This is a genomic window from Longicatena caecimuris (assembly GCF_004341945.1).
Taxonomy (GTDB): Bacteria; Bacillota_I; Bacilli_A; order Erysipelotrichales; family Erysipelotrichaceae; genus Longicatena; species Longicatena caecimuris.
On record NZ_SMBP01000006.1, the window covers coordinates 38,792 to 54,631 of the forward strand.

14 protein-coding genes and 1 riboswitch are annotated in these 15,840 nt (G+C 38.8%); all 14 genes read right to left on the bottom strand.

Going from position 1 to position 15,840, the window contains the following annotated elements; translation table 11 throughout:
- Positions 1 to 61: 61 nt before the first annotated feature.
- Entirely contained in the window at positions 62 to 1,387 is a 1,326-nt protein-coding gene (locus EDD61_RS04820) for a PTS sugar transporter subunit IIC (RefSeq protein ID WP_119983461.1), read from the bottom strand.
- Between the two features lie 47 nt (positions 1,388 to 1,434).
- Complete coding sequence (locus EDD61_RS04825; protein ID WP_008689469.1) at positions 1,435 to 1,767, bottom strand: PTS sugar transporter subunit IIB; 333 nt, start codon at positions 1,765 to 1,767, stop codon at positions 1,435 to 1,437.
- A 1-nt stretch (position 1,768) separates the two neighbouring features.
- Positions 1,769 to 2,089: a PTS lactose/cellobiose transporter subunit IIA gene (locus EDD61_RS04830; RefSeq protein WP_008689470.1), complete on the bottom strand. Its 321-nt coding sequence runs from the start codon at positions 2,087 to 2,089 to the stop codon at positions 1,769 to 1,771.
- Positions 2,082 to 3,146: an aminopeptidase gene (ypdE, locus tag EDD61_RS04835; protein WP_132224328.1), complete on the bottom strand. Its 1,065-nt coding sequence runs from the start codon at positions 3,144 to 3,146 to the stop codon at positions 2,082 to 2,084. Before ypdE ends, EDD61_RS04830 begins: the two co-directional genes overlap by 8 nt.
- Positions 3,143 to 5,044, bottom strand: coding sequence for a BglG family transcription antiterminator (locus EDD61_RS04840; RefSeq protein ID WP_132224330.1), 1,902 nt, complete (start codon positions 5,042 to 5,044; stop codon positions 3,143 to 3,145). The genes ypdE and EDD61_RS04840 overlap by 4 nt, the downstream gene beginning before the upstream one ends.
- Positions 5,045 to 5,592: 548 nt before the next feature.
- Positions 5,593 to 6,636 (bottom strand): bifunctional GrpB family protein/GNAT family N-acetyltransferase, encoded by a 1,044-nt coding sequence (locus EDD61_RS04845; RefSeq protein WP_132224332.1) that lies wholly within the window; start codon positions 6,634 to 6,636, stop codon positions 5,593 to 5,595.
- 101 nt (positions 6,637 to 6,737) lie between these two features.
- A complete protein-coding gene (locus EDD61_RS04850; RefSeq protein WP_132224334.1) occupies positions 6,738 to 7,154 on the bottom strand; it encodes a pyridoxamine 5'-phosphate oxidase family protein in 417 nt (138 codons plus the stop codon).
- 225 nt (positions 7,155 to 7,379) lie between these two features.
- Positions 7,380 to 7,799 carry a helix-turn-helix domain-containing protein gene (locus EDD61_RS04855; RefSeq protein ID WP_008689516.1) on the bottom strand — a complete coding sequence of 140 codons (420 nt, stop codon included), beginning with the start codon at positions 7,797 to 7,799 and terminating at the stop codon, positions 7,380 to 7,382.
- Positions 7,800 to 8,004: 205 nt separating this feature from the next.
- Positions 8,005 to 10,464: an ATP-binding cassette domain-containing protein gene (locus EDD61_RS04860; protein ID WP_132224336.1), complete on the bottom strand. Its 2,460-nt coding sequence runs from the start codon at positions 10,462 to 10,464 to the stop codon at positions 8,005 to 8,007.
- Between the two features lie 221 nt (positions 10,465 to 10,685).
- Positions 10,686 to 11,441, bottom strand: a complete 756-nt coding sequence (gene pflA, locus EDD61_RS04865; protein ID WP_132224338.1) for a pyruvate formate-lyase-activating protein — start codon at positions 11,439 to 11,441, stop codon at positions 10,686 to 10,688.
- A 62-nt stretch (positions 11,442 to 11,503) separates the two neighbouring features.
- Positions 11,504 to 13,759 carry a formate C-acetyltransferase gene (gene pflB / locus EDD61_RS04870; protein ID WP_119957557.1) on the bottom strand — a complete coding sequence of 752 codons (2,256 nt, stop codon included), beginning with the start codon at positions 13,757 to 13,759 and terminating at the stop codon, positions 11,504 to 11,506.
- A gap of 127 nt (positions 13,760 to 13,886) precedes the next feature.
- Positions 13,887 to 13,968, bottom strand: a riboswitch (ZMP/ZTP riboswitch).
- Positions 13,969 to 14,288: 320 nt separating this feature from the next.
- On the bottom strand, positions 14,289 to 14,558 hold the full coding sequence (locus tag EDD61_RS04875) for a short-chain dehydrogenase (protein WP_008689523.1): 270 nt from the start codon (positions 14,556 to 14,558) through the stop codon (positions 14,289 to 14,291).
- A gap of 346 nt (positions 14,559 to 14,904) precedes the next feature.
- Positions 14,905 to 15,210 (bottom strand): hypothetical protein, encoded by a 306-nt coding sequence (locus EDD61_RS04880; RefSeq protein WP_119957556.1) that lies wholly within the window; start codon positions 15,208 to 15,210, stop codon positions 14,905 to 14,907.
- Positions 15,207 to 15,839 carry a zeta toxin family protein gene (locus EDD61_RS04885; RefSeq protein WP_008978695.1) on the bottom strand — a complete coding sequence of 211 codons (633 nt, stop codon included), beginning with the start codon at positions 15,837 to 15,839 and terminating at the stop codon, positions 15,207 to 15,209. The genes EDD61_RS04880 and EDD61_RS04885 overlap by 4 nt, the downstream gene beginning before the upstream one ends.
- Between the last annotated feature and the right edge of the window lies 1 nt (position 15,840).

Genomic DNA, 15,840 nt, shown 5'->3' on the forward strand with positions numbered 1-15,840 from the left:
AAAATACGTAAGGCAAGCGAAATGCTTGCCTTTGCTCGTAAGATTTTCGCTTTTTACGTAATTAGAAGTCCAAATCTAAATCATTTAATAATGCTTCATCTTCTGCAGAGATGACTGATTTCTTCTCTTCATTTTCATGTTCTTTTTCAAGCTCACGTTTTTCAAATAACTTGAAGAATGGATACCAGATTAGAATTGAAAGAATCAACTGAATACCGTTTGCCACAATTGACATGTAATCGCCATTGGTTAAGAAACCTTCTAGGAAGACACCAACGTATGGAGGGGTAAAGGTAGAACAGCTTACCCAACCAAAATGCATCATCCAGTGTGGAATCGTACCAATGATACCACCACAGATTACGTAAGGAATAAAGAAGATTGGATTTAATACGATAGGTGCACCAAATAGAATTGGTTCATTGATACCAAACAATGCTGGAATCAAGGCAACACGGCCTACCTGTTTCTGCGCTTTTGATTTTGATAATAAGCACCAGAATACCAAACCGAAGGTTACACCGGTACCGGTAAAGTTACCAAATGCAGATTCTACACCAGGTGTGAAGAAGTGCATAGCTTTTCCACCGGCTTTTACCATTTCCATATTTTCAGCCAAGAACTGTGTAGAAATTGGGCTTGTAATAGGGCTTAATACAGATGGATGGATACCGAAGAAGAACAGTAAACAACGTAAGATCTGTAAGAAGGTAACAGCAAATGGGTTATCCATAGAACCAACAAGTGGGGCAAACAGATTCGTAAAGATCATTGGTGGCACAGTGTGTAAACCATTGACACAAACCACGCGGATGATCAGGAAGAAACCAATTACAATAACAGAAATAGGAATCATTTCAAAAGATCTGGATACGAAATCAGGTACTGATTCCGGCATCTTGATCGTAAAGTTTTTCTTTTTACACCAGCGGTATAATTCTACTGCGATAATAGAGGCAAACATTGCCGCAAACAAACCTTTTGGGCCAAGGTAAGTTGTCATGATACCGCCATCTTCAGTATAATCAACGGCCATCATCAAGAAGGCAATGACACCCATGCTTAAGGTACCAGGTACATCCAGCTTATAAGACTGAGCTAGATGATAAGAGATAACAGCGGCTACATATAAAGACATCAACGCCATACCGACATTGTATGGAATATAGATAATGTCAAGGTTTGCTAAGATCCACTGTGAAATAGGATTGTTTTCTCCAATCATGTTTGGAATCGCTTCTGGAATCAAACAGAAACTACCGATGATCAACAATGGTGTCATTGCTACCATCGCTTTTTTAACGGCACTTAAGTGTCTTTGTTTATCCATCTTATTGGCGATTGGAGTCAGGTATTTGTTCATAAATGCTTCAAATTTGTCAAACATACGTTCACTCTCGCTTTCTTATGTGTGTGTATTTCCCCCGATGGAAATTATTTGTTCATGTCAGCTTTTTTTCTTGCGATCAAAGCCATTTTCATGACGGTTGCCCCATCCATTTTTCCATAGGTTTCCTTGTCAACGATGACATATGGAATCTTATATGGATCAATGATTGGTTTGATGTAATCAATCTTGTGGGCAATCTGTGGACCAACAACCAGAACATCCGTGTTTTCTACTTCGGCATTCAGTAAATCTACTGGAATAGCTTTAAATTCAAAATCAGCTTCATTCAGTTTAGCACTGTCTTTTACCGTCTTTTTCATACTGTCCATCAGCATGGTTGTGGAAAATCCACCAGCGCAGCATAATACGATCTTCATCTTACTTTCCCTCCTTTGCTTCAAATACGTTTATCATTTCCTCAATCAGATCTCTTGCCAATTGAGATGTCATGTAATGGTCCTGTGCATGAACCATTAATAACCCAACTTCCGGCTTGTTTTCGCCTCCGGACATTTCCGCTGTAATCAGCTGTGTCTGGATCTTGTGCGCTTCCAAGTCAATCTCTCTTGCTTCCTGTAACAGCGCTCTAGCCTCGTCATACTTACTTTCTTTCACTTTCTTTAAAGCTTCAAATGCTTTTGCTTTGCTGTCCCCAGCGGCAGATATCATTCCTACGATCTGCTGTTCCATTTCATTCATACTTCTTACCTCCTTGAAAATCGATGAATGTTTCGTAACGTTTTTTATCGATTGCCAATGCAAGTTCCCTGACGAGTGCAATGGCATGTTCCAAATCTTTTTGATGCACCAATGACCATGCACCATGGCAATAGCGCAATGGAATACCAATAACGATTGCGAGTTTACCATTTCGTGTTAAATGAGCATTTCCTGCATCGGTTCCTCCACCGCTGAACATATCGCATTGATAAGGAATCCCATGCTTGTTTGCCGTGTCTTTCACAAATTGCAATAGTTTGGCATTCGGTGCCATCGTTTTATCATAATGGACGATCATACAGCCTTTTCCAATCTGCCGATGATTCGTATAGTTTTTTACCAGTTCCGGGTTATTGGCAACATCAATGGCAAATACAATATCCGGATCTATTTGATAGGTTGCCGTCTTTCCACCGCGTACGCCAACTTCTTCACTGCTGGTTGCGGCCATATATAAATCACAGCGATGTCCGCATGCATGTAACTGTTTGAGTGCTTCTGCGATGACATAACAACCACTTCGATCATCCATTGCTTTTCCTGCGATGATCGCATCACGATTTAAAATATCACAGTCACTGGCAAAGCACACCATATCACCGATGGCTACACCAAGTGCTTCGACTTCTTCTCTGGTATCGCAGCCTACATCGACATACATTTCTTTTACAGCTCCCTGTTCATTTTTCGTAACATTCAAGATACCCTGTACTTTCTTTCCCTCTGCGGTTGTGATGCGTACTTTTTGCATCTCTTTGCTTTTATCCAAAACACCACCTAAGGCAATCAAATAAACAAACCCAATATCCGAAATATGCCGAACCAGAAAACCAACTTCATCCATATGTGCCGCAAACATCAGCTTTACGCCATCTTTTTCACTGCCCTTATCATGAAACAGCATGCTGCCAAGATGATCATAAGAAATATCATCACAAGCATCCATTAACTCTTCATAAAGAATCTCACGTACTTCATCTTCCTTTGATGCAACTGCATCCGCATTGCTTAAACGTCTTAGTAAGTCTTCTTTCATAGCGTTCCTCCATCCAACTCTTTCATCACGATCAACAATTCTTCCAATGTACGATTGCGCAATACCCATTGTAAACGTTTTTCATCATTCATCAACTGGTATAACTTTTTCGTAATATCCTTATGCACCTCATAATCCTCTTTTGTAAGAGAAACCATGAAGATGATGGAAGCTTGTTTATCCTCATAGCAAATTGGCTCTTCCAATATGCATACGGAAATCAAATTGCGGTTTGCACATATCTCAATCGGATGTGGGATACAGACACCATTCATATAAATGGTACTCATATACGATTCGCGTTCCATGACATATTGTGCGTAATGCTCACCGCCATAGCCACTCTCTTCAATCTGCTGTGCCATTTCCTGCAATAAGGCAAGGTAGTCATCACTCTTGCGAATTTGAAAGAAGTGTCGATCAAAGATAGAATACAAATAGGAATCCGCATCTGCGATGGATAGAGAATCACAGTTATCATACTGTAATACCTGTCGGATGCGCATGAGATCTAAATCATCCAGAAGTTCTTTGATATAGATGACAGGTGCCGCAAAATCACGATCCAGCGGCATAATGGTAAAGATTAAATCGGGATGATAGCGTTCCAGCTCATCCATTTGCAGGAAGCTAAAGGTTTCCACATCCGCTTGTGAGAATAACGATTCGATTTGCAGCTTGATTAGATATGCACTGCCTCCACCGGAGGAACAGACAACGCCAATGCGATTAAAGCGCAATATCCGCGATTTTCGCTCGCGTTCCATATGAGCCGCAAAATGAGTGGCAATGAAACCCGCTTCATCATGGGTAACCTCCACATTGTACTTTTCCTTAAGCATATCGCTGAAGCGAATGGCAATGTTGAAGATCATTGGATAACGGATACAGATTTCTTTAATTAAAGTATTCTTATAGGAAATCTTTTGATGCAGACGCTCAATCAACAAAGATACATGGGTCAATAAGGATTCCTTAAAGTCCTGATCTTCACTGAAAGCCGTGTTGTACAATTTGTCAATATCCAGTAGGAAGAGATCAACATCTTGACGCAGCTGATCAGAGAAAGAAACCGTTGGCTGTTTTGCCCTGACATTCAAGCGGAGAACGACTTCCATTTCCTGCAAGCTTTCTGCACTGATTGCAATATCGAAGCAGGCTTCCATCATTTCCTTCATCTTCCAGGCGATGCGTTGTATCGCATTCACCGGTTTGCTTGTCATAAACATTTGTTTTTCCACATGGATACGAGCATAAAAGACCGTGATCTGCAGCCAGACTATGACATTCTTTAATTCATTGTAATTGATGTTTAAATCTTCTTTTTCAATCTGATTCACCAGTAAAGAATTCACCTGAGCAAAATCCTTTAAGATATCTTGCATAGCATTTTCTAAGAATGGATTATTTTCAAAGAAGAAGTCCGCCAACATCTGTTTGCAGTCATGAGCAGCACCAATCAGCCGTATGCCGTAATGGCTTTTTTTCTCTAGCTGTAAATGAAAGCTTTCTAATAGCTCCTCTACTTCCCGCATTTCCTTTTTAACGCTTGTTTTGGATATCTGGAAAGTTTCAGCCACCTTGTCCATGGAAACATAATCACTTTGCATAGCTAGATACACAGCAATACTTTTGTTGCGATCTTTGGTATCTATGAGCCGATCACTTTCCAAGGATTTGATAAAATCATTTAACAGCTCTCGATTGGTCACCTCTAATAGGTAACCCCTACCGCGGCGCATATGCAGCTGATACCCTTTCCGTGAAGACATCTGCATCAGATACGATAGATCGTTTTGTATCGTTCTTTTTGAAACCTCATACGTTTTTATGAAATGATCCAGACTCAAATAATCTTTTGCTTCAAGTAAATCATTCATAATATGACAAAGCCTCATAGCAGGTCCTCCTTTCTATCGGTATCGCTTACATTGCCATTATAAAAGCTCAAAGTGTGAAAGAAAAGATTAAGAATTTCACGCTAATGTGCAAAAGCGAACTTAATATTAAAATCACTTGTTTTTATTAATGTTTTACTACCTATGCTAGTATGCTCCACATTTCAATTGTCATGATGATATAGCAATTACTCTCGATAAAAAAGCACTCAATCAAAGTGCAAATTCGTGAATCCATCTATTTTTCGTGTTTATTCTGAAGGGCAGTATTTACCCTTTATGCGCTTTATTGCTGGTACCGGTTTGAAAATCAAAATCAACCATCAAATGTTCTTTTGCTTCTTGGTGCGAACAAGAAAACGCATCCACCGACATAGTTTACATTACCCACAAGAATGCGTCAACTAGAATCAATATCGTTTATGACATTCAATGTTTTCTATCCAAAAAGCAAATGTGTTCATGTTATGTAAGATATTAAAATCTTTGATCCTTTTCCTATTAGGCAACTGTTATGACAGTATGTTGAAGAGTATATAGAGCATGTATCATACCATGTCATGCAGTGCTTTTTCATAGTAGTAGCAAGGTTTCCCATCTTTTATAAAGGTTTGTTTACGTAAGAACCCATTAAATTCCAGAATCTGCATAGAGCCAAGATTATCTGCATAAAGATAAGCGCTTATAAAGGACAGAGTACAATGCTTTTTACAATCAGCTAAAAACATTGCCACAGCATGTTTCCCAATGCCTTTTCCCCAATAGGCTTTAGCAAAGATGCAACAGCTTAACACAGCTTTTTCATCTGCCATATCATGACACCAAATATCACCTATATATTCATTCGCTATAAAAATCGTCTTGCGATATGTTTGAGAATCCTGTGCATCATAGATATCCATTGCTTCCTGTAAAGAAGTCGGCAATTGGTACATATGTTTTCGTACTTCCTGCTCTTGCGTGCATGTAAAAAATATGCGTACATGTTCTTTGGTTTGTTCATGCAAAGAGATGGCATATGCTTTTGTTTCATAACGATTTCCATAAGCTGTACGTGCTATTGCCGTTATATGCTTCACAAAAGCCGTTTTCCCTTCGGTATAAGCATCACGATGATATGGATAAGCAAGCGCTAATTTCATCTTCAATTGTTCATACGCTTGAGCGTGCTCTTCATGCTCCTTCATATAATCACGGAAGTACAATTCATCATGATCATTGCGCTGACGTAGGTGCAAATGAAACACTTTTTCCGCAAAACCTTCTGGCGTATATCCCTTATTAAATGAAATACGTGAGGCATCTTCTGACATACACAAATAGCCCAGCTTCTTTAAGATTGCTGCAATTTCCATACGTTTTTCCCAGGGTGCTATTTCCACCAGGATATCAATGATCGCCTTTGCCTGAATTGAGCCAAATGAGGTAGAACCTATATGGGCAATACGTACCACATGTTCCATAGGAAGGCATTGTGTTATTAAGCTTTTTTCTTGTTCATACCATGTTAGCCATACCTTTTGGTAGGGTTGTAACGCAATCGGGAACAAATGCCATAGCTCTTCTAATGTCATATCTTCCAAAGCTTTCATCCATAACCGCCTCCTCATCTCTTCTTTATTTCCAAGGAAATACATAAGGCAAAACTTTACCTTCTTTTATTCTACTTCATCTTATAAGATGTTTCTACTTGTCATAATACATATCTTTTCCCATGGGAAAATAGCACCCCATCTGTTAACTTCACACATAAAATAATCGTATTCTCATCCTCAAAATCATTATGCCCATTGTCAATCCATTCGGCAAATACATTTTTCAATTTTTCCGCAAGTTGCTGATTTTCCTTCTTTCGAAAATAGCCTAAATTCACAGCCTTTCCATGCGCATTAAACCATTCTCCAGCTATCGCAACCATCGTATGATGCTGCATCTGTCGCATTTTATTTGAAAGGGCATGAGTTATTATATAAAATGCGCCTTTTTCATAATAAGCATTTACATATCTTACATAAGGCAGTTCGTTTTCAACGGTTGCTAATGCAATTACCGTATCTTGTCCAAAACGTTCTGCCATAATTTTTTCAACTTCCGCTGTGCATGGTTTCATAAAATATCCTCCTTGCTTTTTTTCATTGATATTTTCCACATGATCCTATCCTATACCATACTTTTAGAATACCACAGATCATCATGAAATCCTATGTAAAAAGAGGATCTATAGAATGATGGATCCTCATGATTTCAGTGTTTTATCAAAAATTAATTTGAAAGATCAGCTTCCATTATCCTACTCATCTTTTTATAAAGTATCGTATTTGCTTATCACATACAATCAACTTTCTGTTATCTCTACCACCGATGCTTCCACAGCTTGATAACTTTTCATAGCAACCGCGTTCAGTAAGATACATAAAATACCAAACACCAAACATGCGATAGCGATAAAGCGAATAACTTTCCACACTTTACGACTGCGTTGATTCCGCTGAGCAAGCTGTAAATTTAATTGTTCAAGCTTCTCTGCCAATAACGTATTCTCTAATGTATCTTCTTCATTAATAGATCGGTTCAATAACGTACTTACCGATACCTCAAACATCTCACTTAGTGCAATCAACATATCTGCATCAGGTACAGATAACCCTCTTTCCCATTTTGAAATTGTTTGTCTTGTCACATGTAGCTGATCTGCCAAAAATTGCTGGGACATCCCTTTTTCTATACGTAAAGTCTTTAAGTTTTCATGAAACATAACTTAACCTCCTCATGTCTCGTATACTCTATCATAAATCGTTTTGTTTTCCTAGCAACCATAACAAACATTATGTAACATATCGCATACATTGCGCGTATATCCTATCTTATCAACGTAAAGTATCGTATTTTTCTTAACTGAGTTCTTTCATTCAAATCCTACACTTCATCAAGAAAGTGATAAGGCGCAGACATTGGTCTTCCTAATCCTTTATAAACCTTCTTAAATATGGTGCAATGACACTTTCGTTTTGATGTAAGAGTGCTAATGGACTTCCTTGAGCAATCAACTGTCCGCCATGAACGCCGCCTTGAGGTCCTAACTCAATAAGATAATCACAAGCTGCTAATAGCTGCTCATTATGCTCAATCACCAGAATGCTGTGTCCTTCTTCTACCAGCTCCTGCAATAACTTAATAAAGTTTTCCACATCCTGCATATGCAGACCTACGGTTGGCTCATCTAAAAGATATAGATTATGTTTTCCTTTGGTTTGCAAAAGCTCTCTTGCCAGCTTCAAACGTTGCGCTTCTCCTTGGGATAACGTGGTTAAAGATTGATTCAGCTTTACATACCCTAGCCCGATGTGCTCTAACAGTCGCAAGATTTTCTGTATTTCTTTTTCCTCTTTAAAAACAGTTATCGCCTCTTCTACACTGAGCTGTAAAACCTCATGAATCGAATATCCATGATAGGTTACGCGTAATACTTGTTCCTGAAACTGTTTGCCATGACATTGCGGACAAATAACCTCCTGATCTTGAAAAAACAACATATGGCTTTTTATCGTTCCCATGCCTTCACAATGCTCACAACGTCCTTTTTTTGAATTAAAGGAAAAATAAGCATCTGTGAATCCCAATGCTTTTGCTTGCTTAGTTTTGGCATACACCTTGCGTAAAGGGTTGGCAAGATTGGTGAATGTAGCAATATTGCTGCGTTTCATACGTATCGGTGGTTGTTGGTCGATACAAATCGTTTGATCAAACTGCGCTAAACCTTCTACACGATTTACTTCTGTTTGCTTGTTCCCTTTTGCCAATACATCAAATACAAGCGTAGATTTTCCAGATCCAGAAACACCGCATATTCCACAGAGCAAATGTATTGGCAATTGCACATCCACATGTTGCAGATTATGTCGGCAGGCATTTGTGATTTGGATATATGATGATGGTTTTCGATATGCATGTACTTTCCTGGTAAGATGTTGCATGGCATAGGCAGTAGCACTATTCTTACATTTCAATACTTCCGCAAAACTTCCATGCGCCACAATTTGCCCACCGTGAATCCCTGCTTTAGGACCGATATCAACAAGATAATCCACTTGTTGTAAAACACCTGCATCATGTTCAATCACAAGTACGGTATTCCCTAAATCACGCATATCCTTTAAAATCTCTACGATGCCATCGGTATCTTTCGGATGCAGCCCGATCGTTGGTTCATCTAAAATATATAATAAACCAGACATGGTTGCATCTAACAGCGATGCTAAGTGTAAATGCTGTGCTTCGCCATTGGATAGACTTATCATACTGCGATTCAACGTTAAATAACTTAAGCCTAATTTTTGTATACGTCGAAGCTTTGTTTCCATATCCAAAAGATAAACATCACAAAGCGCATGTTCATTTTGTGTTAGTGATGCTCGTACAGCTTGCAGCCAATAAGCTATTTCTTCCAATGTCAGATTTACAATATCCGGTAAACGTTTGTCAAGAACCGTAATTGCTCTGGATGCTTCCTTTAAACGTTCCCCCTGACAGCTTGGACACACAGAACGTTTATAACAAGCCTCAAGACTGGTTGGTACTCCTTCATGCTCTTTTAATTTTCTCCATAAATAAGGGAATACTCCTTCAAAATGTATAGCTGTTGTTTCCCTGTTTGTTTCATCCTTAACATACGATAAAAATTTTTCATCCCCACTGCCATATACAAGTAAACGATATGCCGCTTCTTCATATTGCGCTACTGCTGCTTTTAAATCTTGTTTAATACCATAATATGCCAATGCATTTGCATATTGACTTATCATATACGCTTGATAGCGATGCTTCCAAAAAGTCACTGCACCCTGTGATAAGCTTAGATCAGCATGCAACACCTGTACAAGATCGATTTCCCAGACACTGCCCATGCCCTCACAATCCTTACAGGCGCCTTCTCTGGTATTAAAGGAAAAGTCTGTATGCATCAATTTTTGTACTTTCTCATGACAATGAGGACAATATTGATATGTCATATATTCATCCTCTATGCGTATCGTTTCTTCTGCACAGACGCTGTTTTTATAAAGCTGATGACAATTTGGACATTCTCGAACACCTAATTTTTCATACAACATACGCAGATCCGTGTATAGATTTGTCGCTGTTCCCACACTAGAGCGCGGATTGCGATTACCGCTTTGAGCATTAACACATACAGCAGCACATGCATGTTGAATCCTTTCCACACCTGGTTTTTGTATGCCTTGCATACCTAAAGCTTCTAAATATTGTCGTTGACACTCGTTGAATAAAACATCGATGACTAATGTTGATTTCCCAGAACCGGAAACTCCGGTAACAGCAATTAATTTATTCTTAGGAAGACGTAAAGAAACATCCTTTAGATTCCCTTGATTGGCATGCTCAATGATGATCTCATCCATGATATCCACTTCCTTAACTTTACATGTGATTTCATTTTAGCTTACTTTTTGCTATCTGTATACTTTCGATTATATTTTCAATGGTATCATCCTAACATTATCTTCTTCAAGTACATAAAAAAGTAATAAAATGTTGTTAACATAAACAATATAAAAATAAAGAAATAGCCATCTTATAGAAAATATTCTCCTGTAAGAATGGCTATCTCTTTTGTATCTGGTTACATGTTTTTATAGTCTTGATAATCTGCGGTATGCAGCAATGCATTTGCTCGCTCTATCGTTTCCTTATCTGGAGGTTCAATGCCCTCTAAAGGGTACTCCATGCCAAGCTCTTTCCATTTGTAAGCACCGAGTGTATGATATGGCAATACCTCAAAACGTTTGACATTATGCAATGTCTTCACAAATGCATCCAAACATTTCAGATCTTCTTCATCATCACTGCGCTGTGGGACTAAGACATGACGAATCCAAACCGGTTTATCGATGCTTGAAAGATAACGTGCCATATCTAAGATATTATCGTTGCCCCAGCCGGTTAACTGCTGATGTTTCGCTTGATTGATATGCTTGATATCCAGCAATAAAAGATCCGTATACTGCATCAGTTCTTGAAACTTAGAAAAGAAAGGTTCTTCTCTGGTAAAAGGATTGCCGCAGGTATCAATTACGGTATGTACGCCTTTTTGTTTCGCTAACTTAAAAAGTTCCAATAAGAAATCAATCTGTAACAGCGGTTCTCCTCCACTCACTGTAACCCCACCTGAATGCTTCCAGTAAGGTTTATAGCGCAAAGCTTTCCGCAAGACTTCTTCTGCGGTTTCACTGCCTTCCTTGATTTTCCAGGTATCTGCGTTATGACAAAACTGGCAACGCATGCGACATCCCTGCAAAAAGATTACATAACGTACTCCTGGCCCATCTACTGAACCAAAGGTTTCAATTGAGTGAATGGCGCCTTTTCCATTTTCCATATGCATATCCTCCATAAAGAAAGGTCTGCAGTCAAACGACTTAAAACAGACCTCCTTCTTTTTTATAAATGATCGTGGCAAGTTCTGGAGATTACATCCAGCTGCTGTTCACGTGTTAAGTCGATAAACTTCACGGCATATCCGGATACACGAATCGTAAAGTTAGCGTATTCTTCTTTTTCTGGGTGTTCCATAGCATCCTTTAATTTTTCAATACCGAACACATTCACATTCAGATGATGTGCTCCCTGATCAAAGTAGCCATCTAAGACATTTACCAGATTGTCGATACGTTCTTTTTCATCATGACCTAAGGCATTTGGGTTGATTGTCTGGGTATTACTGATACCATCCAATGCATATTCATATGGCAGTTTTGCCACAGAGTTTAAAGATGCCAATAAGCCATTCTGTTCTGCACCATAAGCAGGGTTAGCACCTGGAGATAATGGTTCTCCGGCTTTTCTTCCATCCGGTAATGCACCGGTTGCTTTACCATATACGACATTTGAAGTAATTGTCAGGATAGAAGTTGTTGGTTCTGAATTACGATATGTGTGACGTTTTTCGATTTTTTCCATAAACGTCTTTAACAACCATACAGCGATTTCATCTGCACGCTCATCATCATTACCATAACGAGGGAAATCCCCTTCGATTTCATAATCCACAACCAAGCCGTCTTCATCACGAATCGTTTTAACTTTCGCATATTTGATAGCACTTAAAGAGTCTACAACATGTGAGAAACCGGCGATACCTGTCGCAAAGGTACGACGTACATCGGTATCGATCAATGCCATTTGGCTTGCTTCATAGTAATATTTATCATGCATATACTGAATCAGATTCAGGATGTTGACATAAAGATCTGCCAGCCATTCCATCATATTGTCATATTTATGCATAACTTCATCATAATCTAAGTATTCACTGGTAATACCGCGATATTCTGGCCCTACCTGTGTTTTTGTCTTTTCATCAACACCACCATTGATTGCGTACAGCAAACATTTTGCTAAGTTTGCACGCGCACCAAAGAACTGCATTTCCTTACCTGTCTGCGTAGCAGATACACAGCAGCATACAGCATAGTCATCGCCCCAAACCGGACGCATAACATCATCATTTTCATACTGCACAGAGCTTGTATCAATGGAAATCTTTGCAGAATAATCCTTGAAGCTTTGTGGCAGCTTGCTGGAATATAAAACAGTTAAGTTTGGTTCCGGTGCAGGTCCCATGTTTTCCAAGGTATGTAAGAAACGAAAATCAGATTTTGTGACCATGTGACGGCCATCCATACCCAAACCGGCTAAATCTAAGGTAGCCCATACTGGGTCACCGGAGAACAGCTGATTGTAGCTAGGAATACGCGCAAATTTTACCATACGGAATTTCATTGTCATATGATCGATTAATTCCTGTGCTTCTGTTTCTGTTAAGATACCTTTGGCCATATCACGTTCAATATAAATATCTAAGAAAGTAGATACACGACCAACGCTCATCGCAGCTCCATTTTGTGTTTTAATGGCAGCTAGATATCCAAAATACAGCCACTGTACAGCTTCTTTGGCATTTGTTGCAGGACCACTGATATCATAGCCATAGCTTGCGGCCATTTCTTTCATGCCCTTTAAAGCTTTGATCTGTTCTGCCAATTCTTCACGCTGACGAATAATATCATCGCTCATGGTTCCACAGCCACAGTTTGCTTTATCCTTTTGTTTCATGGCAATCAGATAATCAATACCATACAATGCCACACGACGATAATCACCGACGATACGACCACGTCCATAAGTATCTGGTAAGCCGGTTACAATCTTATTACGACGTGCCAAACGCATCTCTGGTGTATAGCAATCAAAGACAGCATCGTTGTGTGTCTTATGATATTCATGGAAGATCTCATGTAATTTTTCACTTGGCTCATAGCCATAAGTCGTACATGCCTCTTCACTCATCTTGATTCCGCCATAAGGCATAAAGGCACGTTTCAAAGGTTTATCTGTCTGCAAACCGACAACCTTTTCTAAATCTTTTAATTCGTTTGATATATATCCTGGGCCATAGGATGTCAAGGAAGAAACAATCTCTGTTTCCATATCCAGAACGCCGCCTTTGGCACGTTCTTCTTTTTGTAATTTCTGTAATTCGCCCCATAGCTTGTTTGTAGCTTCGGTTGGTTCTGCTAAGAAAGACTCATCACCATCATAAGGTTTATAGTTGTTCTGGATGAAATCTCTGACATTGACTTCTTCTTTCCAGATACGTCCTTCAAAGCCTTCCCATTCTTTGCGTTCGATGCTCATTTCACATACCTCCTTATTACCGTTTCATTATACGGATTTTTACGTGGATTTGCAATTGAAACGATAGGCTTTTATCGCTTTTGTTGCTATCCCAAAAATAAGAAAAAGAGCCTATACACATCCTGGACTCTTTCGCCCAGACGGTCGGCCCTGCTTTACCATTATACTCCATGTGGTCAATTCCACTTCCGTCAGTCATATAACTGTCTACACTTTATCATGTTCTTTTTGTGCCGTCAAGATATTACATATGTTTTTTTATCATAGAAAGGATGTTTGTTTGCGTTAAACATCATGTGACACCTTTCAACATGTTTTTGCTTCTACTACCAGCCTGTCAGACACCCCATCCCGAATCATTCATATTTGATTCTTTCATAAGAAATTTAATCTTTTCTCGTTAAGTTATCTTTACAAAAAGATTACTATTTTAATGAATTTTCCCTTTCTGCTAAAATGAAAAAAGATCAGAAAACCATAGGTAATGTCGTCTGATCTCTTCATGATTTGGTAACGGAAACACTGTTTATCAATGAATATAAATAAATTGTCGTGCAATATCATCTGTACGTAATGCATCCATTGTTTTGCATAATTCATAATAAGGCTCATTATCCAAGGATATCATTACACAATCACTGCCACAAGCATAAACCTTTTCAGCTAATCGTAAGGCAGGATCAAACTTCTGATACAATAAGATCATTTCGGCACCATGTCTTGCCAGAATGCGTGTCATGCGCTGTCCCAATGTACTATCCGCATGCGATATGACAACCGTCAATCCTTGTTTCTTCATGAATGCCACCTCCTTCATCAGCAATTCGCCATCTTGATGGTTTTCTGCTTCACAGTTTACCTTTTTCTAAAAGAAAAAAGCAAGCGGCTTCACGAAAAATTAAGAAATTCATGACAATTCTCATGGATATCCGTCAATACTATACAACAATGTCAACCGTACCATCTTCATTGTATGTAAACCCTAAAGAAATTATGTTGGTTATAGGATAGCACAGATAATTATATACTGCTATGTTTTATCCATACCCTTATCCTATCCCTTATTGAAACAACCTATAACACAACATAGCGCACATGAGAATAGTAATCGGCAACTGTTTTTAAGGCAAAGCGTAGTTTTGTTTTCACCTTTGCGCCTTCATCGTCTTTTGTTGTATCCTATTTGTAAGCTTTTGATATACAAAAAGGCATGTACATAGAAACAAGAAGAAGGCAAACACCGCCATGATATAGTTTTTTCTTTCATAAAACAAATAGCTAAAACCACCAAGGGCAAAGGGCGCAAAGATATAAAACAGGAATAGATCCACATAATAAAATGCATAAGCCAACAAGCATATTAACGTAGGATACTGCTTAGAATGTGCTATTTGATATAGTTTTTCTGCTATATTTCCTGTAACAAGATCTTTGATTCGACTTTTTTTCATGCTCCTGCCTCCTTATCATTTTCTTCTATACGTCGTTTTAATGCGGTTAGGAATGGTTGATAATCAACTTTCGTAAAATCGCTGACATCAAATTCGTGCAGTTCACCTAGCGCAAAAGCATTGTACTGACGTTCTTCGATTATGGCTTTAAACGCTTCTTTGGTGATCAGATCATCAGCCAAACGATGATCCTGTAATGTATCCTGATATTGATAATGCGTCATGATATGACACAAATGAATATCAGAATACAAATCGCGGTCTCTTCGTCGCTGCCATAATATTTCAAAATCAGCGATTAACCGTATTGTGATTACTTGATAACCATATAATTCACTCAAGGCCTGTAAGCATGGTTTTTGTTTATCACTGAATGGATATTCACTTACGATTATTTGTTTGCCAGCTTCCATATACGTATCTAAGACACGATAATAAAATCGCCATACTCTTTTTTCTAAAGCTTTTTTTTCTTCCTTTGAATGAAACCCTATCGCATCAGCCAGCATTTCCTTACCTTCGTCCGGTGTAATCGTAAATACCGTAGGAAGCATGGTTTTTATTTCCCGAATAAGATAGCTTTTCCCTGTTGCCGGACAGCCGGCAATCAAAATCAAATACTTTTTCATA